Raw genomic sequence first — 21386 nt, forward strand, 5'->3', positions numbered from 1 at the left:
TAATTTTATAAATCTTCTGCGTCACCTAAGCCTTGGGTCAGATCTTCTAGCAACTGCTTAATTTCTTCTGATGCTAAGATAAAGTCTGCATCAAGTTTTACCGCCATATCTTCTTTTGGAATGTCGGCGTTTTCTTCTTTTAATGTTTCTGAATAGCTTAAGCGCTTAATAGAACCATCGTTTTGCAGCATGAACTTAACGCGCTCTTGCCAATCAAGAGCAAGCTTAGTTACGCGCTTACCATTTTCTAGGTGAGATTTAACTTCATCACAAGATAGGTCATGGCCTTTTAATTTTACCTGAGCGCCACTGTCATCGGCTTCTTCAAGCTCTGCATCGTTACCGATAGAAAAGCCCTCAGGGGTACTGAAATTAGTTAACCAGTCAGTTAAAAATACATCTAAATCGTAGTTGGCAAATGCGGGTACCACAGGAAGTGTGCCAAGTGATTTACGTAGTAGGGCTAAAAGCTCTTCTGCTTTATTAAAGCTTGCGCTGTTAACCACAACCCAGCCATTCTTTTGGTCAATAAATGCAAACTGTAGGCTCGACTTTTTGAACGCTTGAGGCAGTAAAGTATGAAGAATATTTTCTTTTAGTTCGTCTTTTTCTTTTTTCTTTACTGGGCGGTTTTCTTCGGCTTCGATTTGCTCAACTTTTTCTGCCACCATTTCATTGATAACAGCGGCTGGCAAAACTTTTTCTTCACGCTTAGCGCATACTAAAATGCTGTCTTGAGAGAAATGAGACAGAGTTTGACCATGCTTACCGAACGCTTTTGTCCAACCGAAAGTTGAAAGCTCTTGACCTGTACATGAGCGGAATAGGTCTTGCTCTAGGGCTTTGTCGAAGTCTTCTTGAGAGTATGAAACATCTTGTTTAAAACGGTAACAGATAAGGTTACTAAACCACATAATTAGGCTAATCCTTTCAATAAATTTGCCCAATCATAACAATAAAAAACTGATGCCGAAATGAATCATTTCGGCATTAGCTTTAATTGCTTATGAGTTAAACATTGAAAGTGGTTTTGGCATGTTTTTCGGAAAACTAATATGGTAATGCAAGCCTTTGCCTACTTCGCTTGATACTTCAATATCGCCACTGAGCGTCTGCTTAACGAGGTTAAAGGTAATATGCGTGCCCAAGCCACTACCGCCTTGGTCACGTTTAGTGGTAAAGAACGGGTCAAACAGTTTTTCGAGCTGAGCTTTCGAAACGCCATTCCCGTTGTCTTTAAAGTCGATAACTACTTCGTCGTCTTCATCTTTGATGATTATGTCAATCACGCCACTTTCGATGCCTTCAAAACCATGGATCAGAGAGTTCATAATCAAATTCGTAAAGATCTGACTAATCGCACCGGCTGGTAAATTTAAGGTCAAATCGCTAGGGCAATCTAAATTGATATGATGAGATGTTTTCTTAAGTTTAGGGTGAAGTGAGCGAATGACTTCACCTAAGTACTCTTTAAAGTTGATAGTGCGCACAGCTTCACTAGCTTGGTCTACTGCGATTTGTTTAAAACTCGCAACCAATTCCGAGGCTCTATCTAAGTTACTCGTCAATAGGCTGGTGCTTTGTTTGGCATCATTAATAAATTCTTCTAACGCTTTTGGCGAGAGTGTTTTGTCTTTATATGCAGCCTCTATTTGATCAAGGCGTTCTTGTAAAAATGAAGTCGCAGTCACGCCAATGCCAATTGGCGTGTTTACATCATGGGTGATACCAGCAACTAGACCACCCAGTGCAGCCATTTTCTCAGAGCCGACTAAACGCTCTTGTGCCATGTTGAGTTCATCAAGGTAACGCTGCAGCTCGTTTTGTTTAGCAATCAGCTCTTGTTCGGTCTGTTTACGTAAATCGATTTCTTCGGTCAGCGTAAGCTTTTGCTTTTCAAGCTCGTATTTTTGTTCTTGTAAGTCCATCATCGCTTGACTCAAATTAGACGTTTTACGAGCTACTTCTTGTTCTAATTGCAAATTGTGTTGATCGAGTTTTTCATTACTGATTAATAACTCTTTTTGTGTGTGCTCGAGCTCTTCACGATAAAGTACAACTTTGTCGATAAGGCGATTGAATGACTCTTCCATTACTTTGAGCTCATTACGCTCGGTGGTTTTCACTTCAATATGACGACCTTCTAAGTCATTGAGCTCTAAATCTTCGATTTGTTCTGTAAATTGTGAAAGAGGCTCTGTGAGTCTTTTTCTAAAGGCAAGTAAGAATAAAAAGATCAAAAAGGTGGTTTTGATCATTGCATTACCAATCAAGAAGTAGATAGAAATCATGATTCGACTAAAAACGACTTCTCGACTTGAGAACAATGTGACATCACCAACTTGAGTCGTTTTACCTGAAAACTCAAAAATCAGTGGAAATGTATAACCGAACAAACCTGAAGGCGTGTCCTCAATAATAGCTTCTTCTTGCACTAACTGTTGGCTGTAAAGTTCATGTATATCTAAAGAACGGCCAAGTTGCGAAAGAACTTCACCACTATCGTCACGAACAATAATGCCTTCAATCATGGGGATTGCTAATAAACCTTCAGCGGTCGTAATAGTCTGTTTATCGTTAAGTTCCCAAATAGCGCGGGTTAAACTGCGACTAAAGGTTTTTTGCAGTGTTGTTAGTTCATCGCGAATGTAATCTTTGGTGTTAACGTATTCAGCAATAACCTGTCCACATGTCACTACAAAAGTAAGTAGAAAGTAGACCGATAGTACATTTGTTAATAACTCTTTTGACAGGCTTTTTTGTAGCATGGAATATCCATAGCTCCTTGGTGACATGATTAATACATTCAGCTAGTTCTAAAGTTAGCTAATAAATGCTTAAAAATAAATAAATATATCCTTTTTTACTGGAAGTTTATTAATTGTTACTAATTTCTTAATAAACTTAGCCTTACTGCACTAATAAAAGTGTGTTATAAATTTGTACCGTATTTAATTTTAGACTTTTTTTACGTTGTAATTGTGACAACGAAGATTTTATTTCATGGATAATCTTAATTTTACCGTGCTGGTCTGTGATGACTCTACAATAGCCAGAAAACAGGTTGTGCGCTGTTTAGATGATTGTCTCAGTGCTGATATTCAACAAGCCTCAAATGGTCGAGAAGCGCTTGCCTTGTTAAGAGAGCAAAGTTTTGACTTGCTGTGCCTAGATTTAACAATGCCAGAAATCGATGGGATCGAAGTGCTCGAATCAATCAAGGCGGAAAAAATAGAATGCTTTGTTATCGTTATTTCGGCTGATATTCAAGCAGAAATGAAGCAAAGAGTAGTAAGATTGGGTGCAATTGACTTCATTGATAAACCGATAGATATTGTGCGCTTAAAAGCTACTTTGCATAAATTTGGTATTCGTTAACTTTTAAAATCATTTAAATGCATAATTTATCTTTTTTTAAGGGTTGACATCTTGGCTGTTTTTAAGGCAGTCTACAGACTATGAAAACATTTAATCACGCAACGACCATTATTATTACAACCATCATCCTTACGGGATAGTGGCATAGGTCGGTGCAACAAAATTATAGGCCTGTGTTCACTAGAACACAGGCCTTTTTCGTTTATGGAATGAGGAAACATAAATAATGCGAGTATTAAAATTTGGTGGGTCGTCCTTGGCCGACTACGCATGTTTGCAACAGGTAGCTCAGTTAGTCAAAGAAGAACTGAAAGATGAAATGTTATTAGTGCTATCTGCACCGGGTGGCATGACAGACTCTTTGGTTGCATTGGCAAGTACAGCCGAACAAGGTCAAGACTTTAGTGAGCAGTGGCAGAATTTAATCAATCGCTGTGAGCAGCTAAAATCGGCGGTAGAAGCAGACTATGGTCAAGTAGCAAACTGGCCAGACTTAAGTGAGTTAAAAAATAAGCTTGATGGAGTGGCGCTATTAAAATGTTGTCCAGATCAAGTACGCGCTTATGTAATTAGCTTTGGTGAGCGTATTAGTGTTGCTCTAATGGAATGTATGCTCAAACAAAGCAATGCACGTTATTTAGAAGCAACAGAATGTATTGCTTCAGTGGGTGGCTACATTGATGCAGAGGCAGACCTTAATGTAAGCAAATTACGTTTTCAAGAAGCGTTAAAAGCTGCCCCAAGCACTATTTATATTATGCCGGGCTTTACTGCTGCGAATGAGCAAGGTGAATTGACTACTCTTGGTCGTAATGGCTCTGATTATTCTGCTGCAATAGCTGCGGCGTGTTTAGATGCTGATGTATGCCAAATCTGGACTGACGTTGATGGTGTCTACAACGCAGATCCGCGTTATATTAAAAAAGCCTCTAAAGTTGATTCGCTATCTTATAAAGAAGCGATGGAGCTTTCTTATTTTGGTGCGAAAGTATTGCACCCGAAAACGATTTTACCTTGTGCCAAAGCGGGTGTGCCGTGCGAGATTAAAAATACTCATAACCCACGTGCCGAAGGTTCTGTGATCAGTAACGACAGTGTATCTAACGAGCCAGTTAAAGCGTTATCAAGTTTACAAAACCTCGCTATGTTGACGGTGTCAGGGCCTGGTATGAAGGGTAAAGTGGGGATGGCATCAAAAGTATTTAATGCCTTGGCTCATGACAATGTCTCAATCGTATTAATTACTCAATCTTCGTGTGAATTTAGTATCAGCTTTTGTGTTCATGAGAGTGACCTATCACTTGCTTTAGAAGCACTGCAAATAGCCTTTGAATTAGAATCGCAAGCTGGTTTAATCGAGCCAGTACAAGTACAACGTAACCTTGCAATTGTCACTTTAGTGGGTGATAACATGCGTGCTCACAAAGGTTTAGCGGCCAAGTTCTTTGCTTCATTAGCTCAAGCACAAGTGAATATTGTAGCTATTGCACAAGATTCAACTGAAAGCGCTATTTCAGCAGTGATTGACGGTGAGCTATGCAACGACGCAGTAAAAGTGTGTCATGAGAACTTCTTTACTCACATCCCATCAATCGATGTGTTTTTACTTGGTTGTGGTTTAGTTGGGCAAGAGCTTATCCAGCAATTAGAGCGTCAACAAGCGTGGCTCGAAAAGCGTAATATCAAGCTTAATTTATACGGTGTTGCGAATTCAAAACAGTTATACCTAGACAGTGAAGGTATCGCTTTTGATGGTTGGCAGGATAAACTCGCAGCCTCTGAACAAGGCTTCGACCTTAATTTAGTTGAGCAATTTGTAAAACAAAACCACCTTATTAATCCTGTAATTGTTGATTGTAGCTCAGCCGATAAACTTGCTGCGCAATATGTTGATTTCTTAAATGCAGGTTTCCATGTGGTTGCGGCAAACAAAAAAGCCAATACTAGCTCGTATGCGTACTACCAAGATTTAGTTGCAGCGACACAAAAGAATAACCGTAAGTTTTTATACGAAACAAACGTAGGTGCAGGCTTACCGGTACTTGATAATCTCAAATCATTATTTGGTGCAGGTGACGAACTAATTAAGTTCAGCGGTATTCTATCGGGCTCATTATCGTATATGTTTGGTGCGCTTCAGGATGGTTTATCACTTAGCGAAGCAACATTAAAAGCGAAAGAAAGTGGTTTTACTGAGCCAGACCCGCGTGATGACTTATCGGGCACAGATGTAGCCCGAAAGCTTCTGATCATCGCTCGTGAATCAGGTCTTGAGTTAGAACTGAGCGATATCGAAGTAGAGTCTGTATTGCCAAAAGGGTTTGCAGAAGGCGACTCTGTTGACGAGTTTATGGCGAAGCTGCCTAGTCTAGATGCTGAATTTAACGACCGCATTCAAAGTGCAGCCAGTGAAGGTAAAGTTCTACGTTATGTAGGCACAATTGAAAATGGTCATTGTAAAGTCGGTATTGAGGCTGTCGATAGCAGTCACGCACTTTATGATATTCGCGATGGTGAAAATGCATTAGCAATTTTAAGTCAATACTATCAACCACGTCCGTTCGTGATTCGTGGCTATGGTGCTGGTGCTGAAGTAACAGCAGCAGGTGTATTTGCTGACATCCTCAAAACATTAACACGATAGGAGCAGGTTATGATCCGTGTATATGCACCTGCTTCTATCGGCAATTTTGCAGTTGGGTTTGACGCATTAGGCGCTGCTTTAGCGCCTATCGATGGCACTTTATTGGGTGATGTTGTTGAAGTAAGTCCAGCTGAGCAAGATACTTTTGTATGCTCTGGCGACTATGCCCATAAACTGCCTGCCAATGCAGAAGAAAACCTAGCATATCAATGTTTAATTCACTTTAAAGAACACGTTGCGCCTGCTATGCAAGCGGTAAAACTTGAACTTAAAAAGAATCTACCTATTGGCTCTGGGCTAGGTTCAAGTGCTTGCTCTGTGGTGGCAGCCTTTGCAGCCCTTGATAAGTTTGCACAAACCAATTTATCACAAGAGCAACTCATTGAGCTGATGGCTGATTTTGAAGCTATGGTTAGTGGCGGTCGTCATTACGATAACATCACACCATGCTATTTAGGTGGTTTGCAATTAACTGGCGAACTCATTCCCAATAAATCAATTTCGTTACCTGTTGATAATCAATGGTATTACGTGGCGGCTTTTCCTGGCTTTTCGCTAAATACCGCAAAAGCACGCTCAGTACTGCCAAAACAATTGTCAATGCATGACAGTGTTGAATTTGCACAACGTCTTTCGGCTTTTAGCAGTTTACTGCTAACGGGACGCTTTGATGCTGCGCTATCAATCATGACTGATGAAATAGCCGAGCCGCATCGAGCACCCCTTATCCAAGGTTTTGCCGAAGCGAAACAAGCATTACCAGAGCTTGGTGCCGAAATCGTCAGTATTTCGGGTGCAGGCCCAACATTATTTACCGTGTGTAAAAGTTTAGATGCTGCAGAAAAATGCGCAGCTTGGCTGAACGATAATTACATTAATGAGCAGGGTTTCAGCCACATCTGTCAACTCGATCAGCTTGGCACACGAGAGCTTTAAAGAATTTAAGGAAACAACATGCAATTACATAATTTAAAAGATGAATCACAACAGGTGTCGTTTGTTGAAGCGGTAAAAACGGGTTTAGGGCGTAATCAGGGTGTCTTTTTTCCTGATAGCTTAACGCCTATCAAAGATGTTGATGCGCTACTTGATTTGGACTTTGTTAGCCGTAGCAGCAAAATTTTATCACACCTGATTGGTGATGAGCTGCCTGCCGATACTGTTGCACAGATGGTGCAAAATGCGTTTAACTTTGATGTGAAATTGGTTGAAGTTGAAAAAGACATGTATTGCTTAGAGCTTTTTCATGGTCCAACGCTTGCTTTTAAGGACTTTGGTGGTCGTTTTATGGCTGAGTGTTTGGCGCAGTTTAACCAAGGCGAAAAAGTAACGATCTTAACGGCAACATCGGGTGATACAGGAGCCGCCGTTGCTCATGCGTTTTATAACAAGCCAAATATTGATGTAGTTATTCTGTATCCGAAAGGTAAAATTTCATTAGCGCAGCAAAAACTGTTCACCACACTTGGCAATAACATTCACTGCTATGCGGTTGATGGTAGTTTTGATGACTGTCAAAGCATGGTCAAAAATGCGTTTTTAGACGATGAAGTAAAACAAAAACTTGGCCTTAACTCAGCTAACTCGATCAATATCAGTCGCTTGGTCGCTCAAGTGTGTTATTACTTTGAAGCAATAGCCCAGTTGCCAAAAGAAAAGCGTAGCAAGGCACATATCTCAGTACCAAGTGGTAACTTTGGTAATGTGTGCGCTGCGATGATTGGTGCTGTACTTGGTATGCCTGTCGCAAAATTGAGTGCAACAACCAACCAAAATGACACTGTGCCACGTTTTTTACAAAGCAAAGAGTGGGCACCTAACGAAACGCTTGAGTCATTATCAAACGCAATGGATGTGAGTAAACCGAATAACTGGCCACGTGTTCAATTTATGTTGGATAATAATTGGTTTAGCTATGATGACTTTTACTCAAGTTGTGTTGGCGAAGAAGAAACCAAAGAAGTGATGAAAAAAATTCATCAAACGGGTTATATCGCAGAACCTCATACAGCGATTGCTTATCAAGGTTTAAAAGAAAATTTAGCAGATGGCAGTGCCGGTATATTTTTAGCAACGGCACATCCTGCTAAATTTAAAGAAAGTGTTGAAGATATTTTAGGTATTGAGTTAGCAATGCCTAAGCCTCTAGCAGATGCCCTTGCTAAGCCTTGTTTAGCAGAAGATATCAAGCATGATTATCAACTATTGAGAACAGAGCTTTTAAATAAACTAGCTTAAAGTAATTAAAAGAGCGGCATTGCCGCTCTTTTTTAATGTGATAATGAATGGCTGTGGCGGTTCAATAATCGCATTGCAATTATCACTAACGCACTAAAACATAGTAAAGCACAGCTTAATAAGATGATCTCGTTTTGCGTCCATTGTGTTAAAGTTAGAGCACTAATGAATAAAATAAAGGGTTTAAATTCATAGTAATAGCGCGCTCTTCTTTGTTTAATTCGCTGACTTTTTTGATCTCGTCTTCGCGCTTCTGAGCGCATTCGCCATATGTTTGCACCCAGCAAAAATAACACAATACCAATGAGTGTGTAGAGCAGCTCATGAGGTATGACGATACAGGCAATACCTAAAAACAAATAGCAGTGGGGAACAAGTTCATAAATGGGCTTGGCTAACATTGACTCAAAACATCCTTGATCAGGGTTTGTATTACAAGCTTAGTTTCATTGTGCCCATATGCAAACGCATGATGAACTTTTTACGCTAAATCATATTTTAAAAATATATGTAATGTTTTAAATTTATAAATTTTTATTATGTATCAATAAAAAAATATCATTATTAAAACACTGTGAAATAAATTCAATCCCTGTTTAAATATGTTCATCTTTACAAGATAGGCAAAAGTGCGTTTTAAGCGTACAATATAGCCTTCAAAAAATACCATACACGTTGCCTTAGGAGACCCCATGTTAGAACGTAGCATGAATATTTCGGATTTCGATCCAGAGTTATTTGCAGCCATCACTAAAGAGACGGCTCGTCAAGAAGAGCACATCGAACTGATCGCGTCTGAAAACTACTGTAGCCCACGCGTACTTGAAGCGCAGGGTTCTCAGCTTACCAACAAATATGCTGAAGGTTACCCAGGCAAACGTTACTATGGCGGTTGTGAACATGTTGATGTTGTTGAGCAGCTAGCAATTGACCGTGCTAATGAATTATTCGGTACTGATTACGCTAACGTTCAACCGCATGCGGGTTCACAAGCAAACGCAGCTGTTTTCCAAGCACTTCTTCAGCCACATGATACAGTACTAGGTATGAGCTTAGCTCATGGTGGTCACTTAACTCACGGTTCACACGTTAACTTTTCTGGTAAAACGTACAATGCAATTCAATACGGCCTAAATGACGAAACAGGCGAAATTGATTACGCTCAAGTTGAAGCGCTAGCATTAGAGCACAAACCAAAAATGATCATCGCTGGTTTCTCAGCATACTCAGGTATCGTTGATTGGGCTAAATTCCGTGAAATCGCTGACAAAGTTGGTGCCTACTTATTCGTGGATATGGCTCACGTTGCTGGTCTTATCGCAGCGGGTGTATACCCAAGCCCAATCCCTCACGCACACGTTGTTACTACGACAACTCACAAAACATTAGCGGGCCCTCGTGGCGGTCTAATCGTTTCTGCATGTGGTGATGAAGAAATCTACAAAAAGCTAAACAGCGCAGTATTCCCTGGCGGTCAAGGTGGTCCTTTATGCCACATCATCGCTGCTAAAGCAGTTGCTTTCAAAGAAGCATTACAACCAGAATTTAAAGCGTACCAAGCTCAAGTGGTAAAGAACGCTCAAGCTATGGTTGAAGTTCTTCAAGAGCGTGGCTACAAAGTTGTTTCTGGTAAAACAGACAACCACTTATTCCTTCTTGACCTAATCGATAAAGATATCACAGGTAAAGATGCTGACGCTGCACTAGGTAACGCTAACATCACTGTAAACAAGAACTCAGTTCCTAATGACCCACGTTCACCGTTCGTAACGTCTGGTCTTCGTATTGGTTCTCCGGCTATTACTCGCCGTGGTTTCAAAGAAGCAGAGTCAAAAGAGCTTGCTGGCTGGATCTGTGACGTACTAGACAACATCAATGATGAGTCTGTACAAGCTGAAGTAAAAGAGAAAGTTAAAGCTATCTGTAAAAAATTACCAGTTTACGCTTAATTATTGGTTAAACCGTAATTAAGATAACAATAGCGTTGTTTTTTGCTATTATAAAGGCCGCTTAATAAGCGGCCTTTTTTGTTTTTAATAAACGGAAGCTGAACTCTATGCATTGTCCTTTTTGCACCGCAAAAGATACTAAAGTAATTGATTCTCGACTTGTTGGCGGCGGCCACCAGGTTAGGCGTCGACGTGAATGTAACGAATGTCACGAACGTTTTACCACCTTTGAAGGCGCAGAACTTGTGATGCCAAGAGTCATAAAGCAAGACGGTAGTCGTGAACCATTTAATGAAGACAAATTACTCAATGGCTTGCATCGTGCGCTAGAAAAACGCCCTGTCAGCACCGAGCAGGTCGATGAAGTGGTCAACATTATTAAATCTCAGCTTCGTGCCACGGGTGAACGTGAAATTTCTAGCCATTTAATTGGTGAGTGCATTATGGAGTCACTAAAAAAACTAGATAAAGTGGCTTATGTTCGCTTTGCATCAGTTTACCGTTCTTTTGAAGATATTCGCGAGTTTGGTGAAGAAATCGCTCGTTTAGGTGATTAACTATGTCATTCACAGAACTTGATACGGCTTATATGGCACGCGCCATAGAGCTTGCTAAACAAGGTCGTTTTACTACAACACCAAACCCTAATGTTGGCTGTGTACTGGTTAAAGATGGCGAAATAGTCGGTGAAGGATTTCATCAACTAGCAGGGCAGGGCCATGCTGAAGTTAATGCTCTGGCAGTGGCTGGCGACAATGCAAAAGGTGCCACCGCATATGTGACTTTAGAACCTTGTAGTCATTATGGACGCACACCGCCTTGTGCCGAAGGTTTAAAAGCTGCGGGTGTTAGCAAAGTTATAGCTGCCATGGTCGACCCAAACCCAGCGGTGAGTGGTCGCGGTCTACAGATTTTAGCTGATGCAGGTATCGCTGTAGCATCAGGTTTACTTGAACAACAAGCGCGCGATTTAAACAAAGGCTTTTTAAAGCGCATGGAAACTGGGTTGCCATATGTGATTTGTAAAATGGCTTGCAGTTTAGACGGTAAAACTGCGCTAAATAATGGCCAAAGTAAATGGATCACAGGGCCTAAAGCGCGCCAAGATGTGCAAGCATTTCGTGCCCAAAGTTGCGTGGTACTCACTGGTGCAGATACGGTTATGACCGATAATGCCAAACTCAATGTACGCATTGATGAGCTGCCATTTGATATGCCAACGGCACTGCCTTTGCGTCAACCTACTCGTGTGATTATTGACTCACAAAATAGGTTAACGCCTGAACTTGCATTATTTAGCATTGAAAGTCCGGTGATTATTTTCACTACATCGGTTGATAAACAGCATCAATGGCCTCACTTTGTTAAACACGAGGTCGTACCAGCAGTTAATAATAAAGTTGATTTATCAGCGGTTTTAAAGCGTCTTGCTGCGCTGCAATTTAACCATATTTGGCTCGAAGCAGGTGCGACCCTTGCCGGTGCATTTGCTGAGCAAGATTTAATTGATGAATACATTGTTTATATTGCCCCTAAGTTAATAGGTGATATGGGCAAAAGCTTACTAAACTTTGCAGAAGTTACCATGATGAGTGATATCACTGAACTGACCTTTACTGATACAGTGATGATTGGCGACGATATTCGCTTAACAGCGACAAAAGCAAAGCAAGCCACACACATTGAAAATAAAGAGTAGCACTATGTTTACTGGAATTATTGAAGCAACAGGTAAAATTGTTGAACTAACACAAAAGCAAGGTGACCTAGCTATTCGTATTCAAAGCACTAATTTGGATATGAAAGACGTTAAGCTCGGTGACAGTATTGCCACCAATGGTGTGTGTTTGACGGTTGTCGCTAAACATAGCGATGGTTTTAGTGCTGACTTATCAAACGAAACAATCAGCTTAACGGGCTTTGCTCACTATAAAAAAGGTCAAACAGTTAACCTTGAAAAAGCCATGCAACCACTTTCTCGCTTAGGTGGGCATTTAGTATCTGGTCATGTTGATGGTATTGCGACTGTAGAAAGTATCAGTCCTAATGCCCGTGCAACAGAGTACTGGCTAAGTACTGACAATGATTTAATGAAGTACATTCCTTACAAAGGTTCGGTATGTATTGATGGTATTAGTTTAACGGTCAACGAGGTCGAGCAAAACCGCTTTAAGTTGACTATTGTTCCGCATACCGCAGAGCAAACAACGATTGCAGAATTTCAAGTGGGTACTCAGGTGAACCTAGAAGTTGACCAGGTTGCTCGCTATTTAGAGCGCCTAATAAAAGGGGCCGAACAACCTTCCCGTTCAGACATATCAATGAGCTTGCTAGCACAAGCTGGTTTTATTAAATAAGCAAAGATACGTCACTATTAATCATACTCTCATGGGCACATTATGAATCTACACAGCGCGCAAGAAATTATCGATGACATTAAAGCCGGTAAAATGGTTATTTTAATGGACGATGAAGACAGAGAAAATGAAGGCGATTTAATTATCGCAGCAGAGCATATCAGTGCTGATGCTATCAATTTTATGGCAACACACGGCCGTGGTTTAATTTGTTTAACGATGACGCAAGAGCGTTGCCAGCAGTTAGATTTGCCGTTAATGGTTAAAAATAACGGTGCTGCTTTTTCAACTAACTTCACTATGTCGATTGAAGCAGCGAAAGGCGTAACGACAGGTATCTCAGCAGCTGACCGAGCACGTACAGTTCAAGCAGCTATTGCCAAAGGTGCCGTGCCAAGCGATATCGTACAACCTGGGCATATTTTCCCAATTATGGCGCAACCAGGTGGCGTGTTAACACGTGCAGGTCATACCGAAGCCGGTTGTGATTTAGCTCGTTTAGCGGGTCTTGAGCCTTCATCTGTGATCGTTGAAATCTTAAATGCCGATGGCACCATGGCACGTCGTCCAGATCTTGAAGTTTTTGCAAAAGAGCATGGCTTAAAGATTGGCACTATTGCAGATTTAATCGAATACAGAAACCTAAACGAAACCACCATTGAGCGTGTTGCTAAATGTAAACTGCCAACTGATCACGGTGAGTTTGATTTAGTTACCTACAAAGACACCATCGATGGTCAACTTCACTATGTTTTACAAAAAGGTGAAGTATCGAAAGATGAGTCAACGCTTGTTCGTGTTCACTTACAAAGTACCTTCAATGATATTTTATTATCTGATCGTAGTGCTGATCGCAGTTGGGGCTTATCGGATGCGATGGCTTACATTGCAGAACACAATGGCGTGCTGGTTATTTTGGGTAAGCAAGAATCAACTGAAGACATTGAAGCAATGGTAAAAGCATTTGCTGCCGAAGATGCGGGTGAAAATGTAAATCATCGTAAATTCCAAGGGACATCGCGTACTGTCGGTGTGGGCTCGCAGATTTTGGCTGATTTAGGTATTGAAAAAATGCGCTTAATGAGCCGTCCGAAAAAATACCATGCACTATCAGGTTTCCACTTAGAAGTGGTTGACTACGTTGAGCCGCAATCTTAGTTAACGCGTAATTTAATTAAGAGGTTTACTCGTAATTTTATTTAAATTCAATGCGGTTAGCGTTACGAGTGGCCACTAGAGTTAGATTTATTAGCCAGAGTTCAGGTTAACTAGGCTACTTTTATATTTTTGTGGTATTATGCACCGTAATTTTTGCGCAATCGCAACCGCTTAAACTTATTTTTTAGGGTTATTAAATGAAAATTATTGAAGGTAACAAATACGCACCGGGCAAAAAGTTTGCCATTGTCATTTCTCGCTTTAATGACTTTATTGGTAGCAGCCTATTAGCAGGTGCTGTTGATGAGCTTAAGCGCACAGGTGGCGTATCTGACGACGACATTACTGTTGTTTACGTACCAGGTGCCGTTGAATTACCTTTAGCAGCGAAACGCGTTGCAGCAAAGAAAGAACACGATGCAATCATCGCTCTAGGCGTTGTGATCAGAGGTGGTACACCACACTTTGATTTAGTCGCTGGCGAATCAAACAAAGGTCTTGCACAAGTATCACTTGAGTATGATATCCCGGTTGCATTTGGCGTATTAACCACTGAAAGCATTGAGCAAGCAATTGAGCGCGCAGGTACCAAAATGGGTAACAAAGGTGGCGAAGCTGCTTTAGGTGCGCTTGAAATGGTTAATGTGTTAGACAAAATTTAAGTTTAAGGAATCTCTGTGAAACCAGCAGCAAGACGTAAAGCACGTATCTTAGCACTTCAAGCCGTATACTCTTGGCAGTTAAGCGGTAACCCAATTGCTGATATTGAACAGCAAATGTTAATTGAAAATGATGTGACTAAAATCGACGTCGAATATTTCAAAGACCTAGCACGCGGTGTTGTTGTTAACTGTAAGCAATTAGATGAAATCGTTGCGCCACATTTAGCACGCCCAGCAGATGAGTTAGACATGGTCGAAAAAGCAATTTTACGTCTGTCTGGCTATGAGCTGAAATTCCGTGAAGACGTTCCATACAAAGTAGCAATCAATGAAGGTATTGAGCTTGCTAAAATGTTTGGTGCTGAAGACAGCCATAAGTTTGTCAACGGTGTACTTGATAAAGCAGTTAAAGAGCTGCGTAAGTAAGTAGCCCCGTAAAGGAGAGCCGGCTTGGGCCGGCTTTTTTGTGAATGAAGGAATTTGAATTAATTAACCGTTACTTTAAAGGTCGCGGTATCATCCGTCGTGATGTAAACCTTGGTATAGGTGATGATTGTGCGTTGGTCACTGTGCCAGAAAACTGTCAATTAGCTGTGACAACAGACACATTAGTTGCAGGTGTACACTTTTTTGATGACATTTCTCCTCGCGCCCTTGGGCATAGGGCGTTAGCTGTTAACTTAAGTGATTTGGCTGCAATGGGTGCTGAACCTACCTGGATTTCAGTAGGATTGACCCTGCCTGAAGTGAATATGGAATGGATTGAGCAGTTCACTGAAGGTATGCATGAAATTGCGGAATACTTTAATGTGCAAATCATCGGTGGAGACACTACACAAGGTCCGCTTACAATTACTATTTGTGCCAAAGGTATTGTACCTGAAGGCAAAGCATTGCGTCGCAGTGGTGCAAAGGTAGGTGATTGGATTTATGTGACCGGACCACTGGGCGACGCCGGTGTTGCGATCGAAGCACGTAAGCAAGGTTTCGACATCGCGCCTGAGCATTTGAGTTATTTAAACAATCGTTTCGATTACCCGACTCCGCGAGTTGCAGCTGGGCAGGTATTAAGAGGTGCGGCTTCAGCTGCCATCGATATCTCTGATGGTTTATTAGCTGATTTAGGTCATGTATTGGCGCTTTCGCAAGTCGGTGCAGTGATCCATGTTGATAAAGTACCTGTGTCTGATGCTGTCAGCGCATCAATTCCACGCCCTGAACAGTTTGACTATATTTTAAATTACGGCGACGATTACGAATTACTTTTTACTGTGCCTGAAAGCAATAAAAGCATGGTTGATATGAAACTTCGTCAATATGGCGTCGAAGCCAGCTGTGTTGGGCAAATAAAAAGTGGCGAAAGTGAAATTGAACTACTACTTGATGGTGAAAAATTTAACTATCAAGGTAAAGGGTTTCAACACTTTGCAAAGGAGCCGGTTTGAGTAGTAACCGATTATTTAATTTAAAACGCCCACATCAATTATTTGGTCTGGGTTTTGGTTTAGGCCTAGCACCTAAAGCACCTGGCACCTTTGGTACTTTTGCTGCATTACCATTTATTTTTACAACCATGTACTTTCCGCTATGGTTACAGATTGTATTTGCAATTGTGATCAGCGTATTTGGTATCTGGGCTTGTGGTAAAACAGCAGATGACTTAGGGGTGCATGATCATCCTGCCATTGTTTGGGATGAAGTTGCTGGTTATTATATCACCATGATTGGTGCTGCACTTAGTTGGCAGTCATTGTTAGTTGGTTTTTTATTGTTCCGCTTTTTTGATATCGCTAAACCAGGCCCTATTCGTATTCTCGATAGGCGTTTACACGGTGGCTTGGGCATCATGGCTGATGATATTTTAGCAGGTATTTTTTCATTAATTTGTGTACAGGCTTTGTTTAAAGCTGGCTATTTACCCTTTTAAACGATTAATACAGTGTTACTTGGTGGCAAGTATATGATGCGATTTTTAGTTGTCTGTTTGTTGGTGTTATGCAGTATGCCTGCGTTTGCATCTATTACTGACTACGTCGTCAAACAATGGAATATCCAAAACGGCTTGCCATCTCAATCTCTTAAGAGCATCGCTCAAGACGAGCAAGGCTACATGTGGCTGGGTACTCAGTTCGGTTTGAGCCGCTTTGATGGTAATACTTTCACCAACTTCAACACACAAAATAGTGATTTCTTGCCAAGTAACGGTATTAACAAGCTATTAGTTGATAGTACAGGGTTACTTTGGGTTGGCACTAAAAACGGGATAGTTACCCTCGATCCAAGAACGATGATGTCGCAAACCTTTAATGTTAAAGGCCCAGTGCGCGACATTCTTGAAGACTCGAAAGGCAGTATCTGGATTGCAGCCAACGGCCTTTATTATGTTGCTCGAAATCAAGTCACCCTAAACCAAAACTCTGCGTTAGTCGTGCCAGTATCAAATGCTACGGCAATCACGCAAATAGTTGGTTCAGTGAGCCAAATGGCGTTGTCGCCAGAAGGTATTTGGCTGGTTAACGAGCGCCACTTACTACGTTTAACTAATACTTCATCTGATTTTGCAAAGCTGCGCTTAGAACTTACCGCAAAAGTCTCTCTACCTGAGCGCCTAGCGCAAACCATCATTCATGATATGGCGTGGCTTGAGGGTAATTTATACCTTGCCTCTGAGCTTGGTGCCTACTTTCTTGATTTAGATGACGAGCTGCGTCCATTCCCACTCCCTAACGCGAGTAACTCTGCCGTTTACAAGTTTATGAGCGACTCAGATGGGGCGTTGTGGATTTCAACTTATGGCCGTTTACTCTTTAGAGATAACTCTGGTGACTGGCAATGGGTTGAGCCAAGTCAGCTTGATCAAAGTATTTGGTTTGCAGATATTTTCCGTGATAATCAAAATAATATTTGGCTGGCAAGTTTCAGTGAGGGGTTATGGCTTGCTCACGAAGGGCGTATTGAGCGCCACTCAGCTATTTCAAATATGACAGAAGCGGTGATGGCGATTAGCCAAGCACCTGATGGCAAACTATGGGTGGCTAACCGCAGTGGTGTCGGCTACTTCGATTACAATAAGAATTTTGTAAATCAAATACCAAGTAATCAGTTTGGTCGGGCTGCAGTTCACGACTTACAGTTTGATGGTGACCGCTTATACATTGCTACAGGTCGCGGTGTTTTTTACTACGAAAATCAAACCTTGTATACAGTGCCAGGACGAGCACTGCGTGATAACCCTGTATTCGCAATTAGCCGTTCTAGTAAAGGCGGTTTTTGGCTCGGTACTGGCCGCGGTATGTACCGTTTAAGTTACGGTGGCTTAACACCTTTTGCTTACAATGCGTTCTTGAGCAGTAAATTTATTACCTATGTGCTTGATGAGCAAAATTTTGGCTTAATAGGTACCAGTAAAGGGGCTTATTACTTTACTGACCGTGGTATTGAAAAAATTGGCGACCAAACCAGTTTAGAAAGCGCTTATGTCACCAGTATTTTAAATATTGAAGGGGTGGGGATATTAATTGGCTCTCTTAACGATGGTTTATTTTATCGCAGCACCCAAGGTCAGTGGCGTCAACTTGATGCAACAGACGGCCTACCTTACGGCTCGATTTTCAGCCTTGTTTATGACAAACAGTTAAAACGTATTTGGGTAAGTACCATGAAGGGCGTTTACCGCATGCCGGTAGAGCAATTTGGTACTGATATCGAGAGCTTAAAAGTAGAGCAAGTGATCTCATCATTTGACCGACAATTAGATGGTAAAGCCAGTCAGTGCTGTGCTGGTCTTGGCCATGATGCTGTAGCAGACACAGGTAACTCTATTTGGTACCCAAGCTTACAAGGGGTAGTTGAAATACCTAAAAGTGTTGAGCTTTTTGGTGTGCAAGCGCTTAAGCCGCGTATTGAAAGTATTATTACGCCGCTGCGAAGCTTAAGTACCGCTACTTTAGGTGATAAACCTGAGTTACAAATTGATGAGCGCGATGTGACAATCAAATATACCGCAATTGATTATTTTGCTCCTTCAAGTATTGAGTTTAGATATCGACTGAGTGGTTTAGACAGTGATTGGCGCTATGCAAACACCCGCCGTGAGGCTATTTATACAAATTTACCGCCGGGGGCATTTTTGTTTCAGCTTGAAGCCAAACGTGGTGGTGAAGATTGGCAAAAGGCTCGTCGTACCGAGTACACATTCGTTGTTCCACGTCGCTTTGACGAGACCATTTACTTTAGACTCTTGATCACAAGTAGTTTTATTTTATTGTTCTACCTCGTGTTTTGGGTGTTTAGGGCGCAAGAGAAGCGTAAACAATTAGCACTTGAAAGCTTAGTAACAGAGCGCACCGTAGAGCTTCGTGAAGCCAACGATAAGCTCAATCAAGTAAACTCTCAGCTTAAGTTAGTCAGTCACTCAGATGAGCTTACAGGGCTTCGTAGTCGTCGCTTCTTGTTTGATCAGCTCCCTAAAGATATTGAACATTTCCAACGTAATTCGCAATCATTGCAAGCACAGGGTAAGTCGTTGGTGCTACTGATAATTAACCTTGATAACTTTAGCCGCATCAATGATTCCTATGGACCACTTGCAGGCGATAGTTGTTTACAGCAAATGGCGACATTGTTGAATAGCCGGACACAAGGCTCAGACTATGTCGCACGCTGGAGTGGCGATGAGTTTTTACTCTTATTACGTGATTTTAAACGTACAGCCATAGACAATTATGTTGCTGACTTGTGTGAAGCAATTGCAGCAAACCCATTTAGGCTACCAAATGGGGAATCGACCACCATCACTGCGTCTATTGGCTGGTCTTTCTATCCATTACCTTTATTGGGTGGTCAAGTGATTGGCTGGGAAACGTCTGTTAATTTAGCTGATATCGCGCTACACCAAGTGAAAAAGCGCGGTGGTGATGGCGTTGCAAATATTACCTTTGATGAACAATTAGATGCTTTTGAGTTTGAGCAAAATAATAATGTTGATAAACAACTGGGTGTTCTTCAAGAAACAGGTCTTGCTGATATTAAGGTTTGGATGCGCTAATATAAACGATGACAAAAAAGGAGCCTTAAGGCTCCTTTTTAGTTTTATTAGTGTACGGCTTAGGCCATAAACTCTTTGATGCTAGTTAAGATACCGTTTGCATCTAAGCCCATTTCTGCGTGCATTTCGTCTTGCGTACCATGCTTAATGAATTCATCTGGAATACCTAAGTTCAAGATAGTCACATTTGCTTTAATTGCAGCTAAGTACTCATTCACAGCAGAACCCGCACCGCCAGCAATGGCGTTGTCTTCTAGGGTAACAATTACATCGTGGCTACTCAGCAACTCGCTAATAGTCTCTGTATCAAGAGGCTTAATGAAGCGCATATCAATCACTGTTGCATTAAGCTCTTCAGCAGCTGACTTGGCGTTTTCTAGTAGCGTACCAAATGACAAGATTGCCACTTTACTGCCTTGTTTGATACTTCGCGCCTTACCAATTTCAATCGCACTCATTGTTGATTCAACATCACAATTGCCTGCACTACCACGTGGGTATCGTACGGCAACAGGCTGATTGCATTGGTAACCTGTATACAGCATCTGGCGGCACTCATTAGTGTCGCTTGGCGCCATGATAATCATATTAGGAATACAGCGCATAAAGCTTAAATCGTAAGCACCTTGGTGAGTTTCACCATCAGCACCAACAATCCCTGCACGGTCAATAGCAAATAAAACCGGTAGGTTTTGTAATGCCACATCGTGAATAAGTTGGTCGTACGCACGTTGTAAAAAGCTTGAATAAATAGCAACAACAGGCTTTAGTCCTTCACAGGCAAAACCAGCTGCAAGCGTTACAGCATGTTGCTCAGCAATTGCTACATCAAAGTATTGCGCTGGGTACTCTTTAGAAAAACGAACCATGCCTGAGCCTTCACGCATAGCAGGAGTAATCGCCATTAGCTTGTCATCTTGTGCTGCCATATCACAAAGCCAGTCACCGAACACATTTGAGAATGTGGCAGCGCCAGGTTTTGATTTTGGTAATTTAGACATGCTCGGATCAAATTTTGGTACGCCATGGTAACCAATTGGATCCGCTTCAGCAGGTTTATAACCTTTACCTTTTTGCGTTTTAATATGCAGTAGCTGCGGGCCTTTAAGGTTACGCATATTACGTAAGGTATCGACCAACATATTGACATCGTGACCGTCGATTGGGCCGATGTAATTTAGGCCTAATTCTTCAAAGAATGTGCCCGGAATGACCATACCTTTTAGGTGTTCTTCCATGCGGCTGGCAAGTTCTTTCACTGGCGGTAAACCCGAAAGAAGTTTTTTACTGCCTTCGCGAATATTGGTGTAGAAGCTACCAGACAAAATACGTGCAAAGTGGTTGTTTAGGGCACCTACGTTTTCTGAAATCGACATTTCATTATCGTTTAAGATAATTAACACATTAGGGTTTACATCGCCCATGTGGTTCATCGCTTCAAATGCCATACCAGCAGTAATTGCGCCATCGCCAATAACAGCAACCGTTTTACGATCTTTACCTTCTTTTTCAGCGGCAATAGCCATGCCGAGCGCTGCAGAAATAGAAGTACTTGAATGACCAACACTGAAGGTGTCGTAAGGGCTTTCTTCACGGAATGGGAAAGGGTGTAAACCGTCTTTTTGACGGATAGTATGCATTTGGTCACGGCGACCCGTTAAGATTTTGTGCGGGTATGCTTGATGACCCACATCCCATACTAAACGATCTTCAGGGGTGTTATAGACATAATGAAGGGCCACTGTTAACTCAACAGTACCTAAACCTGATGCTAAATGACCACTACTTTGCGAAACTGAATTAAGCAGGTATTCGCGTAACTCTTTACTAAACGCAGGTAACTTATCTTGCGCAATATCACGCAGTTGTACTGGTTCGTCAACCAAACTTAATAATGGATACTTGCTACTATCAAGTGTCATGATTTTATATACATCCTTCGCTAACCAGAGT

At 41.6% G+C, this 21386-nt stretch carries 18 protein-coding genes; 14 read left to right on the forward strand and 4 right to left on the reverse strand.

Annotated features, from left to right (window positions below; all coding sequences use genetic code 11):
* Positions 1-5 precede the first annotated feature (5 nt).
* Positions 6-914 carry a recombination-associated protein RdgC gene (rdgC, locus tag AAEU31_RS10625; RefSeq protein WP_135923679.1) on the reverse strand — a complete coding sequence of 303 codons (909 nt, stop codon included), beginning with the start codon at positions 912-914 and terminating at the stop codon, positions 6-8.
* A gap of 90 nt (positions 915-1004) precedes the next feature.
* Entirely contained in the window at positions 1005-2768 is a 1764-nt protein-coding gene (locus AAEU31_RS10630; RefSeq protein ID WP_421967195.1) for a sensor histidine kinase, read from the reverse strand.
* A gap of 235 nt (positions 2769-3003) precedes the next feature.
* Between AAEU31_RS10630 and AAEU31_RS10635 the strand changes: the two genes are divergently transcribed.
* From AAEU31_RS10635 to thrC, 4 genes are all read left to right on the forward strand, one after another.
* Positions 3004-3378 carry a response regulator gene (locus tag AAEU31_RS10635; protein WP_138558313.1) on the forward strand — a complete coding sequence of 125 codons (375 nt, stop codon included), beginning with the start codon at positions 3004-3006 and terminating at the stop codon, positions 3376-3378.
* Positions 3379-3604: 226 nt separating this feature from the next.
* Entirely contained in the window at positions 3605-6022 is a 2418-nt protein-coding gene (thrA, locus tag AAEU31_RS10640) for a bifunctional aspartate kinase/homoserine dehydrogenase I (RefSeq protein ID WP_421967196.1), read from the forward strand.
* Positions 6023-6031: 9 nt separating this feature from the next.
* Complete coding sequence (gene thrB / locus AAEU31_RS10645) at positions 6032-6958, forward strand: homoserine kinase (protein ID WP_421967197.1); 927 nt, start codon at positions 6032-6034, stop codon at positions 6956-6958.
* 18 nt (positions 6959-6976) lie between these two features.
* On the forward strand, positions 6977-8260 hold the full coding sequence (thrC, locus tag AAEU31_RS10650) for a threonine synthase (protein ID WP_199526874.1): 1284 nt from the start codon (positions 6977-6979) through the stop codon (positions 8258-8260).
* Between the two features lie 32 nt (positions 8261-8292).
* Here thrC and AAEU31_RS10655 read toward each other — a convergent pair whose 3' ends face one another.
* Positions 8293-8661: a hypothetical protein gene (locus tag AAEU31_RS10655; RefSeq protein ID WP_421967198.1), complete on the reverse strand. Its 369-nt coding sequence runs from the start codon at positions 8659-8661 to the stop codon at positions 8293-8295.
* A gap of 291 nt (positions 8662-8952) precedes the next feature.
* Between AAEU31_RS10655 and glyA the strand changes: the two genes are divergently transcribed.
* The 10 genes from glyA (at position 8953) to AAEU31_RS10705 (ending at position 19433) form a co-directional block, all read left to right on the forward strand.
* On the forward strand, positions 8953-10209 hold the full coding sequence (glyA, locus tag AAEU31_RS10660; RefSeq protein WP_135923686.1) for a serine hydroxymethyltransferase: 1257 nt from the start codon (positions 8953-8955) through the stop codon (positions 10207-10209).
* 107 nt (positions 10210-10316) lie between these two features.
* A complete protein-coding gene (nrdR, locus tag AAEU31_RS10665) occupies positions 10317-10766 on the forward strand; it encodes a transcriptional regulator NrdR (protein WP_054552576.1) in 450 nt (149 codons plus the stop codon).
* Positions 10767-10768: 2 nt separating this feature from the next.
* Positions 10769-11908 carry a bifunctional diaminohydroxyphosphoribosylaminopyrimidine deaminase/5-amino-6-(5-phosphoribosylamino)uracil reductase RibD gene (gene ribD, locus AAEU31_RS10670; RefSeq protein ID WP_421967199.1) on the forward strand — a complete coding sequence of 380 codons (1140 nt, stop codon included), beginning with the start codon at positions 10769-10771 and terminating at the stop codon, positions 11906-11908.
* Between the two features lie 4 nt (positions 11909-11912).
* Positions 11913-12566, forward strand: coding sequence for a riboflavin synthase (locus AAEU31_RS10675; protein ID WP_421967200.1), 654 nt, complete (start codon positions 11913-11915; stop codon positions 12564-12566).
* Between the two features lie 42 nt (positions 12567-12608).
* Positions 12609-13724, forward strand: a complete 1116-nt coding sequence (gene ribBA / locus AAEU31_RS10680; protein WP_421967201.1) for a bifunctional 3,4-dihydroxy-2-butanone-4-phosphate synthase/GTP cyclohydrolase II — start codon at positions 12609-12611, stop codon at positions 13722-13724.
* Positions 13725-13921: 197 nt separating this feature from the next.
* Positions 13922-14386 carry a 6,7-dimethyl-8-ribityllumazine synthase gene (gene ribH, locus AAEU31_RS10685; RefSeq protein ID WP_036966328.1) on the forward strand — a complete coding sequence of 155 codons (465 nt, stop codon included), beginning with the start codon at positions 13922-13924 and terminating at the stop codon, positions 14384-14386.
* 15 nt (positions 14387-14401) lie between these two features.
* Positions 14402-14812, forward strand: a complete 411-nt coding sequence (nusB, locus tag AAEU31_RS10690; RefSeq protein ID WP_054552571.1) for a transcription antitermination factor NusB — start codon at positions 14402-14404, stop codon at positions 14810-14812.
* Positions 14813-14856: 44 nt separating this feature from the next.
* Entirely contained in the window at positions 14857-15831 is a 975-nt protein-coding gene (thiL, locus tag AAEU31_RS10695; protein WP_135923690.1) for a thiamine-phosphate kinase, read from the forward strand.
* On the forward strand, positions 15828-16313 hold the full coding sequence (locus tag AAEU31_RS10700) for a phosphatidylglycerophosphatase A family protein (RefSeq protein ID WP_135923691.1): 486 nt from the start codon (positions 15828-15830) through the stop codon (positions 16311-16313). The genes thiL and AAEU31_RS10700 overlap by 4 nt, the downstream gene beginning before the upstream one ends.
* A 33-nt stretch (positions 16314-16346) precedes the next feature.
* The gene (locus AAEU31_RS10705; RefSeq protein ID WP_135923692.1) at positions 16347-19433 is read left to right on the forward strand and encodes a ligand-binding sensor domain-containing diguanylate cyclase; all 3087 of its coding nucleotides are present in this window, start codon (positions 16347-16349) and stop codon (positions 19431-19433) included.
* A gap of 59 nt (positions 19434-19492) precedes the next feature.
* On the opposite strand, the gene dxs is transcribed toward AAEU31_RS10705, so the two are convergent.
* Positions 19493-21355 (reverse strand): 1-deoxy-D-xylulose-5-phosphate synthase, encoded by a 1863-nt coding sequence (dxs, locus tag AAEU31_RS10710; RefSeq protein WP_421967202.1) that lies wholly within the window; start codon positions 21353-21355, stop codon positions 19493-19495.
* Positions 21356-21386 lie beyond the last annotated feature (31 nt).

The sequence above is a fragment of the Pseudoalteromonas thalassia genome, from assembly GCF_049257215.1.
Lineage (GTDB): Bacteria > Pseudomonadota > Gammaproteobacteria > Enterobacterales > Alteromonadaceae > Pseudoalteromonas > Pseudoalteromonas lipolytica_C.

Excerpts from the sequence above, each read along its gene's own strand:
- AAEU31_RS10675 (WP_421967200.1), top strand. The coding sequence starts at position 11,913 with ATGTTTACTGGAATTATTGAAGCAACAGGTAAAATTGTTGAACTAACA.
- rdgC (WP_135923679.1), bottom strand. The coding sequence starts at position 914 with ATGTGGTTTAGTAACCTTATCTGTTACCGTTTTAAACAAGATGTTTCA.
- thrC (WP_199526874.1), top strand. The coding sequence starts at position 6,977 with ATGCAATTACATAATTTAAAAGATGAATCACAACAGGTGTCGTTTGTT.
- dxs (WP_421967202.1), bottom strand. The coding sequence starts at position 21,355 with ATGACACTTGATAGTAGCAAGTATCCATTATTAAGTTTGGTTGACGAA.
- AAEU31_RS10635 (WP_138558313.1), top strand. The coding sequence starts at position 3,004 with ATGGATAATCTTAATTTTACCGTGCTGGTCTGTGATGACTCTACAATA.
- AAEU31_RS10630 (WP_421967195.1), bottom strand. The coding sequence starts at position 2,768 with ATGCTACAAAAAAGCCTGTCAAAAGAGTTATTAACAAATGTACTATCG.
- glyA (WP_135923686.1), top strand. The coding sequence starts at position 8,953 with ATGTTAGAACGTAGCATGAATATTTCGGATTTCGATCCAGAGTTATTT.
- thiL (WP_135923690.1), top strand. The coding sequence starts at position 14,857 with ATGAAGGAATTTGAATTAATTAACCGTTACTTTAAAGGTCGCGGTATC.
- nrdR (WP_054552576.1), top strand. The coding sequence starts at position 10,317 with ATGCATTGTCCTTTTTGCACCGCAAAAGATACTAAAGTAATTGATTCT.
- AAEU31_RS10655 (WP_421967198.1), bottom strand. The coding sequence starts at position 8,661 with ATGTTAGCCAAGCCCATTTATGAACTTGTTCCCCACTGCTATTTGTTT.
- ribH (WP_036966328.1), top strand. The coding sequence starts at position 13,922 with ATGAAAATTATTGAAGGTAACAAATACGCACCGGGCAAAAAGTTTGCC.
- ribBA (WP_421967201.1), top strand. The coding sequence starts at position 12,609 with ATGAATCTACACAGCGCGCAAGAAATTATCGATGACATTAAAGCCGGT.
- thrB (WP_421967197.1), top strand. The coding sequence starts at position 6,032 with ATGATCCGTGTATATGCACCTGCTTCTATCGGCAATTTTGCAGTTGGG.
- AAEU31_RS10705 (WP_135923692.1), top strand. The coding sequence starts at position 16,347 with ATGATGCGATTTTTAGTTGTCTGTTTGTTGGTGTTATGCAGTATGCCT.
- ribD (WP_421967199.1), top strand. The coding sequence starts at position 10,769 with ATGTCATTCACAGAACTTGATACGGCTTATATGGCACGCGCCATAGAG.
- thrA (WP_421967196.1), top strand. The coding sequence starts at position 3,605 with ATGCGAGTATTAAAATTTGGTGGGTCGTCCTTGGCCGACTACGCATGT.